Here is a 21,202-nt window from a genome sequence, read left to right on the forward strand (position 1 = left end):
GCGATGCGGTGTTGGAGTATCCGCCCGCCTGATCGGACTCGGCCTTGCGGCCGGGTCGCTACTTCTTCTTGTTGCCGCCCGGCTGGGCGGTCGGGGCAGGCTTGGCCTTGGTGGTCGGCTCGAACTTGCCGCCCTTCTTCGGGTCATAGCTCTGCTTTTGATCAGCCATGAACCGAGTCTAGGAGCGCACGCAGTTCGAGTCGATGGCCCTGAGCCATTGCGCAGCCCGCCTGCCCACCACCGCTCGTGGGCCTACAACATGCAGGAGACGCAGCCCTCGACCTCTGTCCCCTCCAGCGCCATCTGACGTAGCCGGATGTAGTACAGCGTCTTGATTCCCTTGCGCCACGCGTAGATCTGCGCCTTGTTGACGTCGCGAGTGGTTGCGGTGTCCTTGAAGAACAGCGTCAGACTCAGGCCCTGGTCCACGTGCTGGGTGGCCGCGGCGTAGGTGTCGATGACCTTCTCGTAGCCGATCTCGTAGGCGTCCTGGAAGTACTCCAGGTTGTCGTTGGTCATGTACGGAGCCGGGTAGTAGACGCGGCCGATCTTGCCTTCCTTGCGGATCTCGACCTTCGACGCGATCGGGTGGATCGAACTGGTCGAGTGGTTGATGTAGCTGATCGACCCCGTCGGCGGCACCGCCTGAAGGTTCTGGTTGTAGATGCCGTGCTGTTGCACCGACTCCTTCAGCCGCACCCAATCCTCTTGTGTCGGAATACGAATGTCGGCCTTCGCGAACAACTCCTTCACCCGGTCGGTCTTGGGCTCCCACACCTGGTCGGTGTACTTGTCGAAGAACTCGCCCGTGGCGTACTTCGACTTCTCAAAGCCCTTGAACGCCGTACCTCGTTCGATCGCAATGCGATTCGACGCCCGCAGCGCGTGATAGAGCACCGTGTAGAAGTAGATGTTGGTGAAGTCGACACCCTCTTCGGAGCCGTAGAATATCCGCTCCCGCGCCAGGTAGCCGTGCAGATTCATCTGGCCGAGGCCGATCGCGTGAGAGTCGTTGTTGCCCTGTTCGATCGACGGCACCGACGTGATGTGCGTCTGATCGCTCACCGCGGTCAGCGCGCGGATGGCGACCTCGACGGTCTGCGCGAAATCCGGCGAGTCCATCGCCTTGGCGATGTTCAGTGAACCCAGGTTGCACGAGATGTCCTTGCCCACCTTCTTGTAGGACAAGTCGTCGTTGAACTCCGACGGCGTCGAGACCTGCAGGATCTCCGAGCACAGATTCGAGTGCGTTATCTTGCCGTCGATCGGGTTGGCCCGATTCACCGTGTCCTCGAACATGATGTACGGATAACCGGACTCGAACTGCAGCTCGGCCAGCGTCTGGAAGAACTCGCGCGCCTTGATCTTCGTCTTGCGGATCCGCGCGTCATCAACCATCTCGTAGTACTTCTCGGTGACGGAGATGTCGGCGAACGGCTGCCCGTAGACGCGCTCGACGTCGTACGGTGAGAACAGGTACATGTCCTCGTTCTTCTTGGCGAGCTCGAACGTGATGTCCGGGATCACGACGCCGAGCGACAGAGTCTTGATCCGGATCTTCTCGTCGGCGTTCTCCCGCTTGGTATCCAGGAAGCGGTAGATGTCGGGATGGTGGGCGTGCAGGTACACCGCACCCGCACCCTGCCGGGCACCGAGCTGGTTGGCGTAGGAGAACGAGTCCTCCAGCAGCTTCATGATGGGAATGACACCCGAGCTCTGGTTCTCGATGTTCTTGATCGGCGCGCCGTGCTCACGAATGTTGGTCAGCAGCAACGCAACCCCGCCACCGCGCTTGGACAGCTGCAGCGCCGAGTTGATGGAACGCCCGATGGACTCCATGTTGTCCTCGATGCGCAGCAGGAAGCAGGACACGGGCTCGCCGCGCTGCTTCTTGCCCGAGTTCAGGAACGTGGGGGTCGCCGGCTGGAACCGGCCGTCGATGATCTCGTCGACCAGCTTCTCGGCCAACAAGGTGTCCCCCGCGGCCAGCGTCAGCGCGACCATCACGACGCGGTCTTCGAAGCGCTCCAAGTAGCGCTTGCCGTCGAAGGTCTTCAGCGTGTAGCTGGTGTAGTACTTGAACGCGCCGACGAACGTCGGAAACCGAAACTTCTTGGCGTAGGCGCGATCCAGCAGCGACTTGACGAAGTTGCGGCTGTACTGGTCAAGCACCTCACGCTCGTAGTAGTTCTCCTTGATCAGGTAGTCGAGCTTCTCGTCCTGATTGTGGAAGAACACCGTGTTCTGGTTCACATGCTGCAGGAAGTACTGATGAGCCGCCTCGCGGTCTTTGTCGAACTGAATCTTGCCCTCGGCGTCGTACAGATTCAGCATCGCGTTGAGCGCGTGGTAATCGGTCTCTCCCGGCAGCGCGTGCGCGCCGGCGGCTACAGGCTCTGCAGCTGTGACGGTTGGTGACACGTCTGGTCCTTCCAGAAGTCGTTGAGGCCGGCCTGGACGGCGAGGACGTCGTCGGTCGTGCCCATCAGTTCGAAGCGGTAGAGGAATGGGACGCCGCACTTGCGCGAGACGACGACTCCCGCGTAGCCGAACTCGGCGCCGAAGTTGGTGTTGCCCGCGGCGATGACGCCGCGGATCAACGACCGATTGTGTTCGTTGTTGAGGAAGGCGATCACCTGCTTGGGGACATAGCCCCCTCGGTCGGGATCGGGTCCGTTGGCGTGCCCGCCACCATAGGTGGGCAGCACCAGCACGTAGGGCTCGTCGACCTCGATGCGACCGTGCAGCGGGATCCGGGTAGCGGGCAGACCCAGCTTCTCGACGAAGCGGTGGGTGTTTTCCGACACGCTGGAGAAGTAGACGAGATTGCTCATCGTTTCTCCTCTCTGCTGTCTGAATACCCCTTAGGCCGTGACCGCGACCGCTCCGAGTGCCTTGATGCGGTCAGGCCGGAAGCCGGACCAGTGATCGCTGCCTGCCACCACGACCGGAGCCTGCAGGTAACCCAGCGCCATGACGTAGTCACGCGCCTCGGAGTCCAGGCTGATGTCAACCTTCTCGTAGGCGATGCCCTGCTTGTCCAGCGCCTTGTAGGTGGCGTTGCACTGCACGCATGCCGGCTTGGTGTACACGGTGACCGGTGTGTGACTCATCTTCGGTACGGCTCCTCTGCGACCTGAGACTGGCAACTGATCATTTACTGCGTGTCGCTGAAATTCAGCGGCCCGGAGGCCCTCAAAATTCCTGTCGTCCGGAGCCGTCGTCCGTGGAGTCGAAGGCTCGACACCGGTGGATTTCAGGACTCCGGCCGACCCTTTGAAGCTTGGAAACCGTGGGGGTCTGTCGGTGTTCGAAACACTACACCTAGTGTCCGACATTGCGAAGGGATACCAGATGTTCTGAATAACATTTTTGAAATTCCCTGGTCGTGAGCATCGGACACCTCAACTCTCCGGCGTGTCGCACATCACAGGTTGCCCGTGTCGCACGTCAGGGCCAGGTTTACCACCGGCCACCGACAAGCAGGCGCGCCCCAACCGTCACAGTGACATAACAGCAAAGCCTCTCGGGGGTCACGAACGCCAGATCGGACCGGCGGCACACCCCCGGCCCGATCCCTCGAGGGCGAACTCAGCTGACTTCGGCGGCGAGCTTGCCCACGATGTCGCGCAGCTGTGCGGCGACTTCGGCGTTGTCGCGCGGGTGCTTGCCGTCGAACACCGTCGACTGCACGGACAGACTCAGGTCCTCGACCACCCGCGGTCCCGCGATGCCGAACGACTTGCGGGTCTCGTCGTGGGCCCACACGCCGCCGTACTGGCCGAGCGCAGCACCGACCACCGCCAGCGGCTTACCCTTCAGCGCGCCGTTGCCGTAGGGCCGTGACAGCCAGTCGATCGCGTTCTTCAACACACCCGGAATGCTGCCGTTGTATTCGGGGGTGATCACCAGGGCCGCGTCGGCACCGGCGGCAACTTCCCGCAGGGCCACGACGGGCTCAGCGACGTCTTCGTTGTCGATGTCCTCGTTGTAGAACGGCAACTCCCCCAGCCGGTCGAACAACTCGAGCTGCACACCGTCCGGAGCGGTTTCGACGGCCAACTCGGCGAGCTGACGATTGATCGACGCGCTACGCAGACTGCCGACCAGCACCAGCACCTTGACGTCCGACATCTATATCCCTTTCGTTTGTCGCACACATCCTCGCACTGTTAAACCGGACCCCGGTCCGAATTCATCCCGGCTGAATTAAAGTGGTGACATGCCTGCGCGCGCACTGCCGATCTCGGATGAAGCGCCACAAGAGCGGGGGGACGCGGCTCGCAACAGAACGTTACTGCTCGAGGCTGCACGCCGCCTGATCGCCGAACGCGGCGCCGACGCGGTGACCACCGACGACATCGCCGCGGCCGCAGGCGTCGGGAAGGGCACCCTGTTCCGCCGGTTCGGCAGCCGGGCGGGGCTGATGATCGTGCTGCTCGACGAGGACGAGAAGGTGCAACAACAGGCCTTCCTCTTCGGCCCACCGCCACTGGGCCCCGGTGCGCCCCCGCTGGACCGGCTGATCGCCTACGGCCACGCCCGGTTGGAGTTCGTCAAGGCTCATCGAGCGCTGCTCTCGGATGCCAACCGCGACCCACAGATGCGGTTCAACGCCCCGGCCACCCTGCACCAGCGCCACGTCACCGTGCTGCTGGAGGAAGCGGGCACCACCGGCGACCTCGACGCCCAGGCCACCGCGTTGCTCGCGCTGCTCGATCCCGACTACGTGCACCACCAACTCACCGAGCGTGGCCAGACGCTGAAGACCCTCGGCGACGCGTGGGAAACGCTGGCGCGCAAGCTCTGCGGCACTTGAGCGCGATGAACATTCGGTGGGTGTTGCACGTTGACCTCGATCAGTTCCAGGCCGCGGTCGAGGTGCGGCGCAACCCCGCCCTCGCCGGATTGCCCGTCATCGTCGGCGGCAACGGTGATCCGACCGAGCCGCGGAAGGTCGTGACCTGCGCGTCGTATCCGGCGAGGGCGTTCGGTGTGCATGCTGGGATGCCGCTTCGCACCGCGGCGCGCAAGTGTCCCGATGCGACATTTCTGCCGCTGGACACCGACGCCTACGACGAGGCATCCGAAGAGGTAATGGGCCTGCTGCGCGACTTCGGTCATCCAGTCGAGGTGTGGGGTTGGGATGAAGCCTATGTCGGTGTCCCACAGGGTGATTCGGTCGACCCGTTCCAGCTGGCCGAACAGATCCGTGACGTGGTGGCCACTGAGACTGGCCTGTCCTGCTCGGTCGGTATCAGCGATAACAAGCAGCGGGCCAAGGTGGCGACCGGGTTCGGCAAGCCGGCGGGCATCTTCGCCCTCACCGAAGACAACTGGATGACCGTGATGGGCGACCGCGACGTCGACGCACTGTGGGGCGTCGGCCCGAAAACGGCGAAAAAGCTTGCCGGCATGGGTATCACAACGGTGGCCGATCTCGCCTCCACCGACGCGCAAGTCCTGACGTCGACGTTCGGCCCGACCACCGGCCTGTGGATTCTGTTGCTTGCCAAGGGCGGCGGCGATACCAACGTCAGCGCCGAACCTTGGGTTCCGCGGTCACGCAGCCATGTCATCACGTTCCCCAGCGACCTGACCGACCCCGCCGAAATCGATTCGGCCGTCACCGAACTCGCCAAACAGACACTCGCCGAGATCGCCGGTCAGGGCCGTGTCACCACGCGGGTAGCGGTGACCGTCCGTACCAAGACCTTCTTCACCCGCACCAAGATCCGCAAGCTGCCGTCGGCGGGCAACGACGAGCACACGATCGTCGAGACCGCGCTGGACCTGCTGCACCAGTTCGAACTCGACCGCCCCGTGCGGCTTCTCGGTGTGCGGTTGGAGCTCGCCCCGCCCGTGGGTGGCTACTAGGTTCTACGAGTAGGTTCTACGAGGTTCGGGGTTTCGGCCGCAACGCGCGTGTGAAGAGCACGTTGACCTGACGCATCGCCACGCTGTAGGGCCACCACATGGTCCGCTTGAAGAGGTAGAGCGCTCGGATGTCGGGTGATGTGTAGATCAGAAACCGGTTGCGGCGCACGCCTTTCAGGATGCGGTCGGCGGCATGTTCGGGTGACACCGCGTGACCGCCGAATCGGTCGGTCCACTTCTGCACCCGCGGGTCCTCACGGTCCACACCCGCGATCTGCACCGTCTGCACCAGCGGCGTCTTCACCGCGCCCGGCACCACGACCGACACTCCGATGCGGTGGCGCGCCAGATCGAACCGCAACACCTCGGAGAGACCGCGCAGCCCGTACTTGCTGGCGCTGTAGGCCGCGTGCCACGGCAAGGCCACGATTCCTGCGGCCGAGGACACGTTGACCAGGTGCCCGCCGTTGCGTGCGGCGACCATGGGCGGAATGAATGACTCGATGATGTGGATCGGACCCATCAGGTTGATGTCGATCATCGACTTCCAGTGCTGGTGGGTGAGAGTCGAGACGGTGCCCCACGCCGAGACGCCGGCGATGTTCATCACCACATCCATCGCCGGATAGTCGGCGTGAATGTCGTCGGCGAACGCGGCGACCGCGTCGTAGTCCGAGATGTCGAAGGCGCGGTGCACGCGAACAATCCCACCCAGCGCGTGGGCGTCGGCGACGGTCGTCTCCAGGCCGTCGGCGTCGCGGTCGGTGAGAAAGAGCTCGGCGCCTTCGGCCGCGAGCCTCAGCGCGGTCGCGCGGCCGATACCGCTGGCGGCTCCGGTGAGAAGACAACGCTTGCCTGCGAAATCGCCCGCCATGGGGCCGAGACTACCTATCCGTCTTGGCGGGACCGCGCCACATCGCGTTCAGCCACAGCTTCTCGACGATATCGACGGCGCGGGCGTACTCCTGGTCACGGCCGACGAACGTGCTGTCGTGCGTCAGCGTCATGGTGGTGACCGCCGCCATCGTGCGCACCAGCGCGGGCAGGTCGTCGGAGATCGGCTGCAACTCGGCATCCTGCTCGAGCAGCATGATCAGCTTCTCGATGATGCCGTCGTAGAAGTCGTCCATCATCTCGCGGATCTGGGCGTCCGTGTTGCGCGCCACCGCACAGGCCCGCAGCACCGGATCGTCGTTCGCGTACACCGCTGCGGCGCTGCCGACCATCCGCTTGACGAAAGCCTCGGGCGTCTCCCCCGGCTCCCGGGACGCGAAGTGGTGCGTCAGGCTGTCGAGAAGGTCCCCGGCGTCGGCGAGGATCACCGCCAGCACCGCGTACTTCGAGTCGAAGTAGAAGTAGAAGCCCGACCTGGCAACGCCGGCGCGCTCACTGATGGTGCTGACGGACAGATCGGCGAAGGAGCGCTCCTGAAGGAGCTCCCGCACTGCGGTCACGATCGCATCGCGTTGCCGGTCGCCTCTGCTGCGGCGGAGTTCGGTGGGTGCGGACTCAGCAGTCATGGGAGTAGACCTTCGCACCGTGACACGGCTGCACCAAACTTGACATGCGTCAAGTCTGCCATCCAGGATGGGGATGAGAGTGACAACGGCCACAGTCTTTTCTGATTCAGGAGCGTTGATGCCGACGATCAGCACCAAAGATTACGTTCTCGACCAGGCCAGGCGGCGTGTTACGACGTCGCCTCTGCTCACCCTGCCGGGGATGGGCCTGCTGGAGAAGCGACTGCTGGCCCACGACTGGCCACAGCGCGCATGGGCGGAACCGCCGACGGGCAGCGATCTCAAGCCCGTCATGGGCGATCTCGGTTTGCCGATCGTCGGGCACATGGTCGAGATGTTCCGCGGTGGCCCGGACTTCTTCCTGCACCTGTATCGCAAGCACGGCCCGCTGTTCCTGATGGATTCGCCGATCATCCCGTCGGTGGCGGCGCTGGGACCCGATGCCGCACAGGCGATTTACTCGAACCGCAACAAGGACTTCTCGCAGCAGGGCTGGGTACCTGCCATCGGACCGTTCTTCAAGCGCGGCCTGATGCTGCTCGATTTCGACGAGCACATGTTCCACCGGCGGATCATGCAGGAGGCGTTCGTCCGGACCCGCCTCGCCGGCTACACCGAGCAGGTCGACACCGTGGTCTCGCAGGTCATCGCGAGCGACTGGGTCGCCAACGACCCGCGCTTCCTGCTGTACCCCGCGATGAAGGAACTCACCCTCGACATCGCCTCGATGGTGTTCATGGGTCACGAGCCCGGCACCGACAAGGAACTGGTCACCAAGGTGAACCGGGCCTTCACCATCACCACGAGGGCGGGCAACGCCATCATCCGCACGGGCGTGCCGCCGTTCACCTGGTGGCGTGGCCTGAAGGCGCGCGAATACCTCGAGGGTTACTTCGAGGCACGGGTCAAGGAGCGCCGCGGCAAAGAAGGAAACGACCTGCTGACCGTGCTGTGCGAGACCGAGGACGAGGACGGCAACAAGTTCTCCGACGAGGACATCGTCAACCACATGATCTTCCTGATGATGGCGGCGCATGACACGTCGACGTCCACGGCGACGACGATGTCGTACTACCTGGCCGCCAACCCGGAATGGCAGGAACGCTGCCGCGACGAGTCCGACCGCCTCGGTGACGGGCCCGTGGACATCGACTCGCTGGAGAAGCTCGAGTCGCTCGATTTGGTGATGAACGAGTCGATCCGGCTGGTGACACCCGTGCAGTGGGCGATGCGGCAGACGGTCCGCGACACCGAACTGCTCGGCTACTACCTGCCCAAGGGCACCAACGTGATTGCGTATCCGGGGATGAACCACCGCCTCGAGGAGATCTATCCCGATCCCTACAAGTTCGACCCGGACCGCTTCACCGAACCCCGCAACGAGCACAAGAAGCACCGCTACGCGTTCAGCCCGTTCGGCGGCGGCGCGCACAAGTGCATCGGCATGGTGTTCGGCCAGCTCGAGGTCAAGACGATCATGCATCGTCTGCTGCGCCGGTACCGTCTTGAGCTGCCGCGGCCCGGGTACGAAGCGCGCTACGACTACGGCGGCATGCCCGTCCCGATGGACGGCATGCCGATCGTGCTGCGTCCCTTGCGCTGATTTACCGGTTCGCGGTCGTCAGCAGTCGGTTGGCGCATGCGATCACGGCGCGCAATGCCGACTGTGCCGGGTCGTCGGCCAGGCCCATCGCCCATTCGGAATGCCCGCCGTCGGAGCCGCAGATGAACGTGGCGGTGTTCTCGCCGGCGGGCAACTGGTGGAATGCGGTCATCTCGACCGCGATCCCGTGCTCGTAGAGCATCTCCGTCAGAGCCGCGACGGGCCCTGACGCCTTGGCCGATGCGGTGCTGATGCGGTCACCCAGGGCCAGCGTGGCCTGGAAGGTGCGAGGCTGCGGACCCAGCCGGGTGGCAGGCCGGTCAGCGTCGGTGCAGGCCCACTGCCCCAGTCGCAGCGGACCCGTGGTGGGTGCGAACCGATCGAGGAAGGTGTCGAACGACATGGCGGCGGCCTCCTCGCGCAGACCGCGGGGCACCGGTCCGTCCAGGTAGGTCGCGAACGACGCGAACGACGATGGCCCCGGTGTCGGGCCTGCACTGGTTGCGGGTTCGAATGTCATGTGCCGGTCTTCTCAGTTCAGAGGAAATGACCGACGAAGTAGCGACGACCCACAGCGAGGGGTCGGTCAGGATCAGACCCCGCTGCGGGTTGCTACTACGAGTCGCCTCGGCACGTCCGCGATGTTAGACCCCGGAGAACGCGCCGCGCAAACGGTTTTTACCGGCGTCTTCCTCAGCGCGACGCACCGCCGCCCGCCGCGTAACGTGTGCGCGCGATGACGTGGTGGGATGCGGCCTTTCTCGCCGCGGCAGGGGTGCTCGGTGGCCTCACCGGCAGTATCGCGGGCTTGGCGTCGGTGGCCACCTACCCCGCACTGCTGATGGTCGGCCTCCCGCCGGTGACGGCCAACGTGACCAACACCGTCGCCGTGGTGTTCAACGGAATCGGGTCGGTACTGGGCTCGCGTCCCGAGCTCAAAGGCCAGGGTGCATGGCTGAAACGTGTCGCGCCGGCCGCGGTGCTCGGCGGCCTGGTGGGCGCGGTCCTGCTGTTGTCGCTACCTGCCGAGGGTTTCGAGAAGGTCGTGCCCCTGCTCCTCGGATTCGCCTCGGTGGCCATCGTCATCCCCACCCGCCCCCGCAAGGAGGTGACGGTTGCGACCCATCGCAGGCACGCGATGACGCTGCTGCTGGAGTGGGTCGCGATCTTCGGAATCTGTATCTACGGCGGCTATTTCGGTGCCGCTGCCGGGGTGCTGCTGATCGCGGTATTGCTGCGTACGGGTGGGCCGACGCTGGCCCATGCGAACGCGGGCAAGAACGTCGTCCTCGGGATCGCCAATGTGGTGGCAGCGGTCATATTCGTCGTGCTGGCACCGGTGCAGTGGTCGGCGGTGATCCCCCTCGGACTGGGCTGCCTGGTGGGATCCCGGCTGGGCCCCATCGTCGTGCGTCACGCACCCGCCAAGCCGATGCGACTCGCGATCGGGGCGGCGGGACTGGCGTTGGCCGTCAAACTCGGCGTCGACGCCTACGGTTAGGCGGCGAGGCTCAGGTGAGGTCGAACGGGTTGTCGCCCTTGACGACCCGGGTGCCCACATCGATCAGGTTCTGCGCGCTGGCGTGCAGCGCCTCCCCCGCGTCCCGGCTCGCCTTGCCCATCAGATACCGCGACCAGGTGCCCTCGATGACGACGCCGAGCTTGAAACACGCCATCGCCATGTACCAGTCCAGGTGCGGCGTCTCGCGCCCGCCGGCGTTCAGGTAGGCCTCGAGCAGTTCCCGTCTGCTGGCCAGCCCGCCGTACGCGGCCAGCGCACCGCCGGCCGTGATCAGGCTGGTGTTCAGCGGCCAGGTGATCAACATCCAGCCCATGTCCAGCAGCGGGTCTCCGACGGTGGACATCTCCCAGTCCACGAACGCCGCCAACTCCGGCTTGTCCCGTCGCAGCAGCACGTTGCTCATGTGCGGGTCGCCGTGCATGATGCCGGGCTCGCCCTCCGGTGGAAGGTTGGCCTGCAGCCAGTCGGCGAGGTCGGCGACCGCGAGCGATTCGGGGTCGTACTGCTCGTGGCGGTAGCTCTCCAGCAGCCGGAGAAACTGCGGAACCTGGCGCTCCACAAAGGACCCCGGCCGTCTCAGCTCTTCGAGCGGCTTGCCCCGCCATTCGGCATTACCCAACCGTGCCAGGCTCGCGGCGTACGACAGGCCGACGTCGTGCCGCAACGTCTCGTCGCGGACATACGCCTCGGACACCTCGGCGCCGGGGTTGAAGCCGTCGATCTCCTCCATCAGGTAGAACACGACACCGAGCACGCTGGGGTCTTCGCAGCCGGCGATGAAGCCGGGATGCGGGACGTCCGTACCCGCGAGCGTGCGCAGCGCCGCGATCTCGCGGAGCATCGTCTTGTCGCTCGTCGGCCGCGGATGAAGGGGCGGACGACGCAGCACCATCGGACGACCGTCGATGTGCAGGCGCACCACGATGTTCTGGGTCCCGCCGGTGAGCGGTTCGACGTCGGTGACGGTCGAGCCGAGCCCCTGCTGTTGTACCCATCGTTGCAGGGTGGCCTGGTCCTCGTCGCTCAGTGTCGGCAGCTGCTGCGCGTCATCGGGCATGCAGACATATTGTCAGGTCACGTGCTACGCCTGATAGTTCAGGCACGATACGGCGCCGTCGATCACACCCTGGCGGAACGCCTTGACCCTGGCCCAGCCGGCACCCTGGCGTTCGACGTCGCCGTCGCCGCGGAACACCAGCAGCGCCTTGATGCCCTCGTCGAGGTCACCGGGCGAGATGTGGAAGGTGCTGGTTTCGGGACGGTTGTAGAGGATCACGCTCGCCGTATAGCCGCCAGCGAGGCAGTCACCGCGCAACGTCGACGTCTTCTCGTCGGACTCGTCGCCCAGCCTCGTCAACGCCGCCAATCCCCACTGGGTGGCCAGCAGTGTGGCGACCGCATAATCGCCGCCCTGCCGGTACACCTGCGGCATCGCGTCGACGTTGTCCCACGCCACGTAATCCTCTGGCACGCAATAGAACAGCGAGTACCCCTCGGCCGATTGGTCGCCGCACATCGGCGGGTTGGCGGGATCGAAGGGCTCGATGGATCGCAGCGGCGGCCACTCCTTACCGTGCGAGAGTTCCGGGTAGACCTGTGTGAAGTAGTCCTCGATGTCATACGGCACACCGTTGACGATGGAGTCGTAAGGAGCGTCTCCTCCGCGCGATTCGTCCTCGCTGTCGTTGAAGGGCAGTTCGAGCACCATCGGCTCGTCGTCGCGGTAGTCCTTGCACTTGTCCAACCCGTTGTCGAAACCGTCCTGGAATGCGCTGACCCGGTCGAACCCGCTGCCGTGGGCGTTCGGGTCGATCTTGGCCGTGCCGGGGGTGTCACGTAGGTCGAGGACACCCGCGAGGGCGCTGTCGAGATTGGCGGCGTTGACGTCGAACACGTTGTCGTCGTGAGCGTGTCGCGACCACGCGCCTGCGAAGCAGTCGGCTTGCAGTTCGCTGGTGACGGTGCGTGCGGTGAAGTTCGACCGCGCCTGAACGGCGTGGCCCCATTCGTGCGCCATCACGACCGCAATGACGAATTCGCCGTACTTGTCCTGTAAGTCGGGCAGCAGTCCCTGGGCGTCCCACGCCACGACGTCTTCTGTCGAGCAGTAGAACGCGTTACCGGCCACCTCCGCGGCCTCGGTGGTACACGGCGGGGCGGGGCTCTCTTCGGTGACGGCGTAGTAGCCGCCGGCGATCTGCTCGAATTCCTTGTCGTACAGCTTCGGGAACTGCTCGCCCCAATACTTCTCGAGGTCGGCGATCGCCTGAATCGCGACCTTGTTGACCGGTGCCGACGCGTCACCGTCGATCTTGACGGTGCTGGTGTCCGGCGCCCCATCCTTCTTCTCGCCCTGTGCCGACGACTGCGATTTGGCGCCACCTCCGCAGCCGGCCACGAGCAGGACGACGGCCGCCACCGCGGCCACCCATGTGCGCATGCGCGAACATTAGCGGCCAAGATCAGAAATTTTGCGGTAAGTGCACAGCCGGTTCGGGTCAGTCCAGAATTCGTCGTGCGACGTTCGTCGTCACCAGGTCGAGCAGCTCATCGGCCCGCCCGGCGAGGATCGTGCGGATGGCATAGAGCGAGAAGCCTTTCGCCTGCTCAGCGGTGATCGCCGGAGGAATCGACAGCTCCTGGCGGGCCGTCACCACGTCGACGAGAGCGGGCCCGTCGTGGGCGAATGCGTCGGCCAGTGCGGGTTCCAGATCGGCCGGTTGCTCGACCCGTCGGCCGAAGATTCCCATTGCCTGCGCGACAGCGGCAAAGTCGGGGTTGACCAGATCGGTGCCGAAGTTGACGATGCCCGCGGCCTTCATCTCCAATTCGACGAAGTTCAACGAGGAGTTGTTGAAGACGATCAGCTTGACCGGCAGCCGGTTCTGGATCAGCGTCACGAGCTCACCGAACATCATCGTCAGCCCGCCGTCGCCGGCGAGCGCGACGACCTGGCGGTCGCGGTAGGCGGTTTGCGCGCCGATCGCCAGTGGCAGCGCGCACGCCATCGTGCCGTGGTTGAACGACCCGATGAGCCGGCGCCTGCCGTTCATCGTGAGGTACCGCGCCGCCCACACCACCGGCGAGCCCACGTCGGCGGTGAACACCGCGTCGTCGGCCGCCAACCGATTGGCAAGGCCGGCAACGTATTCGGGCCGGATCGGCGTCCGATCGCGATCGTTGACCGCGAGTTCGTCCAGGCGTTTGCGGGTCTTGGCGTAGTGACGCAGGGACCGATCGAGGTGATCGCGCTGGGTCTTCTGCCGCAACAGTGGCGCCAGCGCCGCCAGCGTGTCCTTGACGGTGCCCACGAGACCGAGGTCGACGGGTGTACGGCGGCCGAGGTTTCGGCCGCGGATGTCGACCTGGATGACCTTGGCGTCGTCCGGAAAGAACTGCTGGTACGGGAAGTCGGTGCCCAGCATCAGCAGCGCGTCGCATTCCTTGATCGCCTTGTAGCCCGAGGCGAAGCCGAGCAGTCCGGTCATGCCGACGTCGTACGGGTTGTCGTATTCGATGAACTCCTTGCCACGCAACGCATGCACGATCGGCGCGTGCAACGTCGCCGCCAGGCTCACCAAGGCGTCGTGCGAGCCGGCCACCCCGGCACCGCCAAGGATCGTCACCGCCTGGGCGTCGTTGAGAATCGCGGCGGCCTGCCGCAGTGACTCGTCGTCGGGTCGCACCACCGACCGCGACGGTAGGACGGGGCGCGCGTTCCACGCGGAGGCGCCGGCGCGTTCGAGAAAGATCTCGCCGGGGATGACGACGACCGCGACGCCGTTCTCCTCGACGGCCGCGCGCATCGCCATTTCGAGGATGCGCGGCGCCATCTCGGCGGTGCTGACGAGTTCGCGGTAGACGCTGCACTCGCGGAACAGGTCCTGCGGGTGGGTCTCCTGGAAGTACTCCGAACCGATTTCGGTGCGCGGGATGTGCGCGGCGATCGCGAGCACCGGAACGCGGCTGCGGTGCGCGTCGAACAGCCCGTTGATCAGGTGCAGATTGCCGGGCCCACAACTGCCTGCGCAGACGGCCAGGCCGCCGGCGAGCGCCGCATCGGCCGCGGCCGCGAAGCCGGCGGTCTCCTCGTGACGGACATGCTCCCAAGAGATTTCGCCGCTGCGGCGGATCGCGTCGGTGAAGCCGTTGAGGCTGTCGCCGGGTAGGCCGTAGACGCGGCGCACCCCGCTGACCTTCAGAGCGTCAATGACGTGATCGGCGACGGTCGCCACCCGGCCACCCTATGCGATTTCGGCGTGTTCAGTCTCGCCCAGCGTGACTGAACACGCCGAAATCGCCACTAACTACTTGGGGGCGAAGCGCTGGCCCGCGTCGAGCCGCAGGCACTGGCCGTTGAGCATCGGGTTCTCGACGATCGCGGCGACCAGCTTCGCGTACTCCTCCGGCTTGCCCAGCCGCTTCGGGAACGCGGCGTCCTTGGTCAGCGCCTTGGCGAACTCGTCGGGGATGCCCTCGGTCAGACCGGTGGCGAACAGGCTCGGCGCGATCGCCAGCGCGCGGATGCCCAAGCTGCCCATATCGCGGGCCATCGTGAGGCACATCCCCGCGATCGCGGCCTTGGACGCCGTGTAGGCGACCTGCCCGATCTGGCCCTCGAACGCGGCGATCGAGGCCGTGTTGATGATGACGCCGCGCTCTTCCCGCTCGTCGTCGACCAGGTCCTGCTTGCTCATCTGCCAGCCGGCCAGCCGGCTGATGTTGAAGGTGCCGATCAGGTTGAGGTCGACGCACTTGCGGAACGTGTCCAGGCTGTGCGGGCCGTCCTTCTTGACGGTGCGCTCGGCGGCGCCGCCACCGGCCGTCGTGACGATGATGTGCAGGCTGCCCAGCTTGTCGATAGCCTGCTGCAGCACCTTCTCGGTGCCCTCGAAGTCGGTGACATCGACCTCGAAGAACGAGCCGCCGATGGCGTCAGCGACTTCCTTGCCCTTCGATTGCGGCCGGTCCAGCACCGCGACGTTGGCGCCGCGCTTTGCCAGCAGCTCCGCCGTGGCCTTGCCGAAGCCCGACGCCCCGCCCACGATGATGGCGTTCTTGCCCTCGATCTCCATGTGGCTTCCTTTCCAAAAAGTGCCCAAACCGTAAAGCAACTTATCCGATGTCATTTTTCGGTAAGCCTTTCGGGTCGGTGCGTGGGTAGCTTGGCGTCATGACCGCGCGCGGCGCCAAGGCGATGGCAGGTATCGCGGCGGCGGCGGTCGCGCTCGGCGTGACCCAATTGCTCGCCGTCCTGTTCGGGCCGGAGGCCGACGCGCGCACCGCGGTCGGATCGACCGTCATCGACCTCACGCCCGGCCCGGTCAAGGAATGGGCCATCCAGACGTTCGGCATGGCGGACAAGCTGGTGTTGTCGGTGCTGGTGGTGGCGGTGATCGCGGCCATCGCCGCGGTGACAGCCCAGTACGAGACGCGTCGCATGCCCGTGGGCAGCGCCGCGATCGTGCTCGCCGGGGTCGCGGGCTGCGCGGCCGTGCTGTCCCGGGCGGGAGCGGATGTAGCGGACATCGTGCCAACGGTGGTCGGCACGATCTGTGGTGTCGCGGTACTTCGGCTGCTCACATCGGGCCGGTTCACCGACGAGCCGGAGAGCGACCCGGGGACGGACGCCCCGGACCGCGGCAGGCGACTGTCGCTCATCACGCTCGGGTTTCTCGGGGCGGGTGCGCTCGCGGGTGTCGGGGGCGCCGTGCTGTCACGGCTGACGACCTCGGTCTCCGGCGATCGAAACGCTTTTGCGCTGCCGAAGATCGACGTGGCCGCACCACCCGTCCCGTCGGCCGTCCAACCGCAGGGTGTGACGCTGCCGTCGTTCGTCACACCCAACGACGAGTTCTACCGGATCGACACCGCGCTGGCGGTGCCGCAGCTGAGCCGCGCGGACTGGCAGCTGAGGATCCACGGCATGGTCGACCGCGAGATCACCTACCGCTTCGAGGATCTGGAGAAGTTCGAGGTCGTCGAAAAGCTGGTGACGTTGACGTGTGTGTCCAATCCCGTCGGCGGAGACCTCATCGGCAATGCCGCGTGGACGGGATACCGCGTGCGGGATCTGTTGGCGGAAGCGGGCATTCACCCCGACGCGGACATGGTTCTGTCGATGTCGATCGACGGGTTCACCGCAGGCAGCCCCGTCGAGGCCCTCACCGACGACCGCGATTCCCTCCTCGCGGTCGGCATGAACGGCCAGCCGCTGCCCACCGCACACGGCTACCCCGCGCGCCTGGTCGTGCCCGGCCTCTACGGCTACGTGTCGGCCACCAAGTGGGTCGTCGACCTCGAGCTCACCCGGTTCGACCGCGCCCAGGGGTATTGGACGCCGCTGGGCTGGTCCGCGCACGGACCCATCAAGACGCAATCCCGCATCGACGTGCCCCGCAGCGGTCAGGACGTGCCCCAGGGCGCGGTCACGTTCGGTGGCGTGGCATGGGCTCAGAACCGCGGTGTGCGTGCCGTCGAGGTGCGCATCGATGACGGCGACTGGCAGCAGGCCGACCTCGGCGCGAACTACGCCAATGACACGTGGCGGCTGTGGAGCTTCCGGTGGCAGACCACCGACCCGGGTCTGCACACCATCGCGGTGCGAGCGATCGACAACACCGGTGCGGTCCAGACGGGTGACATCGCCGACCCGGTCCCCGACGGTGCAACGGGCTGGCACACCGTGTCGTTCGCGGTCAAGTAATCGCGGCTACTCGCTGAGCTTCTCGAACATGTCTGACGCCCGTGCCAGGCTGATCACGTGCAGTTACTTGACGTCGCCACCACCTCGACCGAGGTCGGCGCCACCTCGGCTCGACTGAAGAAGATCGCCAGGATCGCCGAACTCCTGCGCCGGGCCGGTGCGGCGGATGACCCGAACCTCGTGGCGGTGGTCGTGTCGTGGCTGTCGGGTGAGCTACCCCAACGTCAGATCGGCGTCGGCTGGGCCGCGCTGCGGTCGTTACCCCCTGCGGCGGCGGAGCCGTCACTCACGGTCCTCGACGTCGACGCCCGGTTCAGTGAGATCGGCGCGGTCGCGGGCAAGGGATCGCAGGCGCGGCGCGCGGAGTTGGTGGCCGGACTGTTCCGTCAGGCCACCGAGGAAGAGCAGACCTTCCTGCGGCGCCTGCTCAGCGGTGAGCTCCGGCAGGGCGCGCTGATAGGCGTGATGGCCGACGCGGTCGCCAAGGCCGCCGATGTCCCCGCTGCGGCGGTGCGGCGCGCAGCCATGCTCGGCGGCGCCCTGCCTGCGGTCGCTGCGGCCGCCCTCACCGGAGGCGAACCCGCGCTGGAGCAATTCACCCTCGCGGTCGGCCGACCCGTCGGTCCGATGCTTGCGCAAACCGCCAGCGGTGTCGCCGAGGCACTCGAACGGATCGGCGGCACAACGGTTTTCGAGGCGAAGTTGGACGGCGCACGGGTGCAGATCCACCGGTCGGGCGACTCGGTCTCGGTTTACACCCGCAGCCTCGACGACGTCACCGCGCGACTGCCGGAGGTGGTCGATGCGACGCTGGCGCTTCCGGTCACCGACTTGATCGCCGACGCCGAAGCGATAGCACTGCGCCCCGACGGCCGACCACATCGGTTCCAAGTCACCGCGTCCCGCTTCGGACGCTCCGTCGACATCGATGCGGCCAGAACTGCCCAGCCGTTGTCGGTGTTCGTGTTCGACCTTCTCCATCTCGACGGCACCGACCTGCTCGACCTGCCGACCAGCGAGCGCATCGCGGTCCTTGACTCGGTGGTGCCGGAGCTGCATCGGGTCGACCGGCTCATCACCGACGACTCGGACGCCGCGCAGAACTTTCTCGACATCACGCTGGCGGCCGGCCACGAAGGTGTGATGGCGAAATCGACGACGGCACCTTATGAGGCGGGCCGCCGCGGCGCGGGCTGGCTCAAGGTCAAGCCCGTGCACACTCTCGACCTGGTGGTGCTGGCCGTCGAGTGGGGGTCTGGTCGGCGTACCGGCAAGCTGTCCAACATCCACCTCGGCGCCAGGGATCCGGAGTCAGGCGAATTCATCATGCTCGGGAAGACGTTCAAGGGGATGACCGACGCCATGCTGGATTGGCAGACCGCCCGGTTCACCGAACTGGCCGACGGCGCGACCGACGGCTACGTCGTCAAGGTACGGCCTGAACAGGTGGTCGAGATCGCGCTCGACGGTGTGCAGACGTCGACGCGCTACCCCGGCGGGATGGCACTGCGATTCGCGCGGGTGCTGCGGTACCGCGACGACAAGAGCCCGGCCGAGGCCGACACCATCGACACCGTTCGCGCCCTTTACCAGCGCGGTGGCTGACCCACGTGTGCTAGCTGCCTGCGTCACTCCCGTAGTGCGGCAGACCCCGTTCGCGGAATCGGCGGCCCGTGATCTTCTCGGTCCGAATCCGCACGAAGTGATCACGCCGGCCCTCAACCCACGGCTCCACGAAAGTTCCTGAGACCTGTACCAAATCGTCGACGTCGGTGATCCGCTGCGCATGCCCGACCACCGTGACACTCCACCCGGTGCGAAGGTCCGGATCGAGTTCATCGGCTTCGAACGCGACGACCTGGTTGTCGGTGGCCGCATCGAGCTTCGGCCCGCCGGCGACTCGGATCACGATGTCGTCGTGCCACAACCGGAAGTTGACCGGCTGCACTGCAGGAAGTGCGTCCTCGGTGAAGACGAGTCGGCCTACGCGAACCTGTTGCAGGAGGTCCAGACACTGGCGGCGGTTGAGGACATCGAGTTCCTTGGTGTTCGGCATGGTCGTCAACTCCCTCGTACCAGTGCGAGCGTCCCCATGGGCGTGGAGCGCCAGTGTCCGCCGCTGACGGCCGTCAAACGGGCGATCGCGCGCTCTATTCCGCACGCTAACTCATCCACGTCGGGCGCCGCGTCATAGTCGCCGATGATGCCGAACGCGAGATGGTCTGCGTAGCTCATGATCGCGATGCCGGTACGCAGACTCATCGCCAGCGGCGGTATCGGCAGCAGCCGAATGACTTCTCGACCCTTGATGTAGAGGCGCTTTCGCGGACCCGGCACATTCGTCGCCAACGTGACGACGCCGCGCTGCGGCAGCCGGGTCAACGTCCGCACCGTCCAGGCCGTCAACGGGAACGGGATCGCCTTCGCCGCGGATACGAAGATGTTCCCCGCTTGGCGTTGTCCGCTGGCCTTCGTACGCATGAGGCGCGAGTGCACGGCTTGCAGTTGCGAGACAGGATCGGCCTTCTCGACGGGAAGGCACGGCAGCATGACGGAGACGCGGTTGTCCGTCTCGTCCGCGGCGTCGGCCGAGCGCACCGAAACCGGCACCAGTGTGCGCAATGAGTCCGGTCGGGGCAGCTCGCCCCGACGCAGCAACATCGTGCGGTAACTGTCCGTGATCGCCGTCAGCGCAACGTCATTGACGGTCACCCCGAAGCCGGCGCAGATTTTGTCGACGTCTTCGAGCGAGACCTCGACCGAGGCGTACCGCCGCATACTGGTCAGCGGCCCGGTCAGTGAGGACGGCGCGGCAGGCCGTAGCAGACCGCCTGCGAGCTCGGCCGCCCCCTGCAGCGCGTGCGCGGCGGCGGTCGTCACGCTCAGCGATGTGCGCCATGCTCCAGCGATCCAGTCGACCGGGTTGAGCGACAGCGCCGGCAGCCGCGGTCCGCGTTTCGACCGCTGCGCCCCACGGATTTCGGTCGCAAACGTCTCGACGGCCCCGCCGTCACAGATCCGGGAAAGCAGTTGGCTGGCTGCGATACCGTCTGCGATGCAATGGTGGACCTTCATCAGGATCGCCCACCGGTTGTGCGACAAGCCGTCGGCGATCCAGCATTCCCACAACGGTCGGTCGCGGTCGAGACGGCGCTCCATAACGTCGGCGACCCAACGCCACAGGGTCGCGTCGTCCCCAGGACCCGGTAGCGCCGCCCGCCGAATGTGATGGGAGATGTCGAGCTCGCCGTCCTCGACCCACGTTGGAGCGCCGAGGTCCAGCGGCTGCGTCTGCAGGATCTGCGTGAACCTCGGTACTGACAACACGCGCTCGCCGATGGTTGCGGTCAGCGACTCGAAATCGGGCATCGGTCCGGCGAGTACCGCGACGGCACCGATCGCGAGGCTGACATGGCGGTCGGAGTCCTCAGCCTGCAGGAACCCCGCGTCGAGCGTCGTCAATTGCTCCATGAGACCACTGTGGGCCTTTTCGGCGCCCTGCGGCAGGGGCAAAGGTCCCTTCGTTGGCAGATGTTGGCCGGTCAGTCGACATCGACTGAAGGTCCGAAACGGAAGCGCCGACCGCTGATTTCCCTCGGATCCACCCGGACGAATCGGGGCTTGCGCCCAGCCGTCCACGGCATCAGTTGCGCGCGCTGCGCTTCCTCGATCTCGGCGTTGGAGTGCAGCACATGAGCAAAACCCTTGACGATGACGCTCCAGCCTTCCGACACGTTGTAGTCATCGGCTTCGAACACCACCCGGGCGTTCATCACGAGCGCGAACAGCTTGCTGGCGAAGTCCGCGGTACGAAACAGCACAGTCCTGCGCTGCACGACGTAGTTGACCGGAAAGACCTCCGGCCAGCCCTCGACGCAGATGACCAGCCGACCCAGCGACCTACTCGACAGCAGGTTCCAACTCTCGTCCGCCGACAGGACGTTCATCGGTTCACTGGCCATCAACGCAGTCTA

General features: G+C 65.7%; 20 protein-coding genes. 6 read left to right on the top strand and 14 right to left on the bottom strand.

The window, feature by feature from the left end:
- Positions 1 to 252: 252 nt before the first annotated feature.
- The 4 genes from nrdE to H7J93_RS13075 form a co-directional block, all read right to left on the bottom strand.
- Positions 253 to 2,370: a class 1b ribonucleoside-diphosphate reductase subunit alpha gene (gene nrdE / locus H7J93_RS13060; protein WP_267306996.1), complete on the bottom strand. Its 2,118-nt coding sequence runs from the start codon at positions 2,368 to 2,370 to the stop codon at positions 253 to 255.
- Positions 2,371 to 2,387: 17 nt separating this feature from the next.
- Complete coding sequence (nrdI, locus tag H7J93_RS13065; RefSeq protein ID WP_267306692.1) at positions 2,388 to 2,834, bottom strand: class Ib ribonucleoside-diphosphate reductase assembly flavoprotein NrdI; 447 nt, start codon at positions 2,832 to 2,834, stop codon at positions 2,388 to 2,390.
- Positions 2,835 to 2,864: 30 nt separating this feature from the next.
- Positions 2,865 to 3,113, bottom strand: a complete 249-nt coding sequence (locus H7J93_RS13070; protein ID WP_267306693.1) for a redoxin NrdH — start codon at positions 3,111 to 3,113, stop codon at positions 2,865 to 2,867.
- Between the two features lie 478 nt (positions 3,114 to 3,591).
- Positions 3,592 to 4,134 carry an NADPH-dependent FMN reductase gene (locus H7J93_RS13075; protein ID WP_267306694.1) on the bottom strand — a complete coding sequence of 181 codons (543 nt, stop codon included), beginning with the start codon at positions 4,132 to 4,134 and terminating at the stop codon, positions 3,592 to 3,594.
- Positions 4,135 to 4,222: 88 nt separating this feature from the next.
- Between H7J93_RS13075 and H7J93_RS13080 the strand changes: the two genes are divergently transcribed.
- Complete coding sequence (locus tag H7J93_RS13080; RefSeq protein WP_267306695.1) at positions 4,223 to 4,819, top strand: TetR/AcrR family transcriptional regulator; 597 nt, start codon at positions 4,223 to 4,225, stop codon at positions 4,817 to 4,819.
- A gap of 5 nt (positions 4,820 to 4,824) precedes the next feature.
- Positions 4,825 to 5,877 carry a DNA polymerase IV gene (locus H7J93_RS13085; protein ID WP_267306997.1) on the top strand — a complete coding sequence of 351 codons (1,053 nt, stop codon included), beginning with the start codon at positions 4,825 to 4,827 and terminating at the stop codon, positions 5,875 to 5,877.
- Between the two features lie 16 nt (positions 5,878 to 5,893).
- Here H7J93_RS13085 and H7J93_RS13090 read toward each other — a convergent pair whose 3' ends face one another.
- Complete coding sequence (locus H7J93_RS13090; RefSeq protein ID WP_267306696.1) at positions 5,894 to 6,751, bottom strand: SDR family oxidoreductase; 858 nt, start codon at positions 6,749 to 6,751, stop codon at positions 5,894 to 5,896.
- Between the two features lie 10 nt (positions 6,752 to 6,761).
- Entirely contained in the window at positions 6,762 to 7,397 is a 636-nt protein-coding gene (locus H7J93_RS13095; RefSeq protein ID WP_267306697.1) for a TetR/AcrR family transcriptional regulator, read from the bottom strand.
- A 118-nt stretch (positions 7,398 to 7,515) separates the two neighbouring features.
- Between H7J93_RS13095 and H7J93_RS13100 the strand changes: the two genes are divergently transcribed.
- On the top strand, positions 7,516 to 9,000 hold the full coding sequence (locus tag H7J93_RS13100; RefSeq protein ID WP_267306698.1) for a cytochrome P450: 1,485 nt from the start codon (positions 7,516 to 7,518) through the stop codon (positions 8,998 to 9,000).
- Between the two features lies 1 nt (position 9,001).
- On the opposite strand, the gene H7J93_RS13105 is transcribed toward H7J93_RS13100, so the two are convergent.
- Complete coding sequence (locus tag H7J93_RS13105) at positions 9,002 to 9,520, bottom strand: 2-isopropylmalate synthase (RefSeq protein WP_267306699.1); 519 nt, start codon at positions 9,518 to 9,520, stop codon at positions 9,002 to 9,004.
- A 216-nt stretch (positions 9,521 to 9,736) separates the two neighbouring features.
- On the opposite strand from H7J93_RS13105, the gene H7J93_RS13110 reads away from it, so the two are divergent.
- Positions 9,737 to 10,501, top strand: coding sequence for a sulfite exporter TauE/SafE family protein (locus tag H7J93_RS13110; RefSeq protein WP_267306700.1), 765 nt, complete (start codon positions 9,737 to 9,739; stop codon positions 10,499 to 10,501).
- Between the two features lie 10 nt (positions 10,502 to 10,511).
- On the opposite strand, the gene H7J93_RS13115 is transcribed toward H7J93_RS13110, so the two are convergent.
- The 4 genes from H7J93_RS13115 to H7J93_RS13130 form a co-directional block, all read right to left on the bottom strand.
- Positions 10,512 to 11,579: a phosphotransferase family protein gene (locus H7J93_RS13115; RefSeq protein WP_267306701.1), complete on the bottom strand. Its 1,068-nt coding sequence runs from the start codon at positions 11,577 to 11,579 to the stop codon at positions 10,512 to 10,514.
- 24 nt (positions 11,580 to 11,603) lie between these two features.
- A complete protein-coding gene (locus tag H7J93_RS13120) occupies positions 11,604 to 12,962 on the bottom strand; it encodes a neutral zinc metallopeptidase (RefSeq protein WP_267306702.1) in 1,359 nt (452 codons plus the stop codon).
- 58 nt (positions 12,963 to 13,020) lie between these two features.
- A complete protein-coding gene (gene poxB, locus H7J93_RS13125; protein ID WP_267306703.1) occupies positions 13,021 to 14,757 on the bottom strand; it encodes a ubiquinone-dependent pyruvate dehydrogenase in 1,737 nt (578 codons plus the stop codon).
- A gap of 72 nt (positions 14,758 to 14,829) precedes the next feature.
- A complete protein-coding gene (locus tag H7J93_RS13130; protein ID WP_267306704.1) occupies positions 14,830 to 15,597 on the bottom strand; it encodes an SDR family NAD(P)-dependent oxidoreductase in 768 nt (255 codons plus the stop codon).
- Between the two features lie 98 nt (positions 15,598 to 15,695).
- On the opposite strand from H7J93_RS13130, the gene H7J93_RS13135 reads away from it, so the two are divergent.
- Together H7J93_RS13135 and H7J93_RS13140 are read left to right on the top strand one after the other, a co-directional pair.
- Positions 15,696 to 17,228 (top strand): molybdopterin-dependent oxidoreductase, encoded by a 1,533-nt coding sequence (locus H7J93_RS13135; RefSeq protein ID WP_267306705.1) that lies wholly within the window; start codon positions 15,696 to 15,698, stop codon positions 17,226 to 17,228.
- A gap of 57 nt (positions 17,229 to 17,285) precedes the next feature.
- Positions 17,286 to 18,833 (top strand): ATP-dependent DNA ligase, encoded by a 1,548-nt coding sequence (locus H7J93_RS13140; protein WP_267306706.1) that lies wholly within the window; start codon positions 17,286 to 17,288, stop codon positions 18,831 to 18,833.
- A 10-nt stretch (positions 18,834 to 18,843) separates the two neighbouring features.
- Here H7J93_RS13140 and H7J93_RS13145 read toward each other — a convergent pair whose 3' ends face one another.
- The 3 genes from H7J93_RS13145 to H7J93_RS13155 all read right to left on the bottom strand — a co-directional run bounded on the left by H7J93_RS13145 (position 18,844) and on the right by H7J93_RS13155 (position 21,193).
- Positions 18,844 to 19,284 (bottom strand): pyridoxamine 5'-phosphate oxidase family protein, encoded by a 441-nt coding sequence (locus tag H7J93_RS13145; RefSeq protein WP_267306707.1) that lies wholly within the window; start codon positions 19,282 to 19,284, stop codon positions 18,844 to 18,846.
- A gap of 5 nt (positions 19,285 to 19,289) precedes the next feature.
- On the bottom strand, positions 19,290 to 20,699 hold the full coding sequence (locus H7J93_RS13150; protein WP_267306708.1) for a WS/DGAT/MGAT family O-acyltransferase: 1,410 nt from the start codon (positions 20,697 to 20,699) through the stop codon (positions 19,290 to 19,292).
- 71 nt (positions 20,700 to 20,770) lie between these two features.
- The gene (locus tag H7J93_RS13155; protein WP_267306709.1) at positions 20,771 to 21,193 is read right to left on the bottom strand and encodes a pyridoxamine 5'-phosphate oxidase family protein; all 423 of its coding nucleotides are present in this window, start codon (positions 21,191 to 21,193) and stop codon (positions 20,771 to 20,773) included.
- Between the last annotated feature and the right edge of the window lie 9 nt (positions 21,194 to 21,202).

The sequence above is a fragment of the Mycobacterium barrassiae genome (assembly GCF_025822765.1).
Classification (GTDB): domain Bacteria; phylum Actinomycetota; class Actinomycetes; order Mycobacteriales; family Mycobacteriaceae; genus Mycobacterium; species Mycobacterium barrassiae.

Excerpts from the sequence above, each read along its gene's own strand:
- H7J93_RS13075 (WP_267306694.1), bottom strand. The coding sequence starts at position 4,134 with ATGTCGGACGTCAAGGTGCTGGTGCTGGTCGGCAGTCTGCGTAGCGCG.
- nrdI (WP_267306692.1), bottom strand. The coding sequence starts at position 2,834 with ATGAGCAATCTCGTCTACTTCTCCAGCGTGTCGGAAAACACCCACCGC.
- H7J93_RS13145 (WP_267306707.1), bottom strand. The coding sequence starts at position 19,284 with ATGCCGAACACCAAGGAACTCGATGTCCTCAACCGCCGCCAGTGTCTG.
- H7J93_RS13105 (WP_267306699.1), bottom strand. The coding sequence starts at position 9,520 with ATGACATTCGAACCCGCAACCAGTGCAGGCCCGACACCGGGGCCATCG.
- H7J93_RS13110 (WP_267306700.1), top strand. The coding sequence starts at position 9,737 with ATGACGTGGTGGGATGCGGCCTTTCTCGCCGCGGCAGGGGTGCTCGGT.
- H7J93_RS13095 (WP_267306697.1), bottom strand. The coding sequence starts at position 7,397 with ATGACTGCTGAGTCCGCACCCACCGAACTCCGCCGCAGCAGAGGCGAC.
- H7J93_RS13130 (WP_267306704.1), bottom strand. The coding sequence starts at position 15,597 with ATGGAGATCGAGGGCAAGAACGCCATCATCGTGGGCGGGGCGTCGGGC.
- H7J93_RS13090 (WP_267306696.1), bottom strand. The coding sequence starts at position 6,751 with ATGGCGGGCGATTTCGCAGGCAAGCGTTGTCTTCTCACCGGAGCCGCC.
- H7J93_RS13135 (WP_267306705.1), top strand. The coding sequence starts at position 15,696 with ATGACCGCGCGCGGCGCCAAGGCGATGGCAGGTATCGCGGCGGCGGCG.
- H7J93_RS13100 (WP_267306698.1), top strand. The coding sequence starts at position 7,516 with ATGCCGACGATCAGCACCAAAGATTACGTTCTCGACCAGGCCAGGCGG.
- H7J93_RS13115 (WP_267306701.1), bottom strand. The coding sequence starts at position 11,579 with ATGCCCGATGACGCGCAGCAGCTGCCGACACTGAGCGACGAGGACCAG.
- H7J93_RS13070 (WP_267306693.1), bottom strand. The coding sequence starts at position 3,113 with ATGAGTCACACACCGGTCACCGTGTACACCAAGCCGGCATGCGTGCAG.
- H7J93_RS13085 (WP_267306997.1), top strand. The coding sequence starts at position 4,825 with ATGAACATTCGGTGGGTGTTGCACGTTGACCTCGATCAGTTCCAGGCC.
- H7J93_RS13120 (WP_267306702.1), bottom strand. The coding sequence starts at position 12,962 with ATGCGCACATGGGTGGCCGCGGTGGCGGCCGTCGTCCTGCTCGTGGCC.
- H7J93_RS13150 (WP_267306708.1), bottom strand. The coding sequence starts at position 20,699 with ATGGAGCAATTGACGACGCTCGACGCGGGGTTCCTGCAGGCTGAGGAC.
- H7J93_RS13080 (WP_267306695.1), top strand. The coding sequence starts at position 4,223 with ATGCCTGCGCGCGCACTGCCGATCTCGGATGAAGCGCCACAAGAGCGG.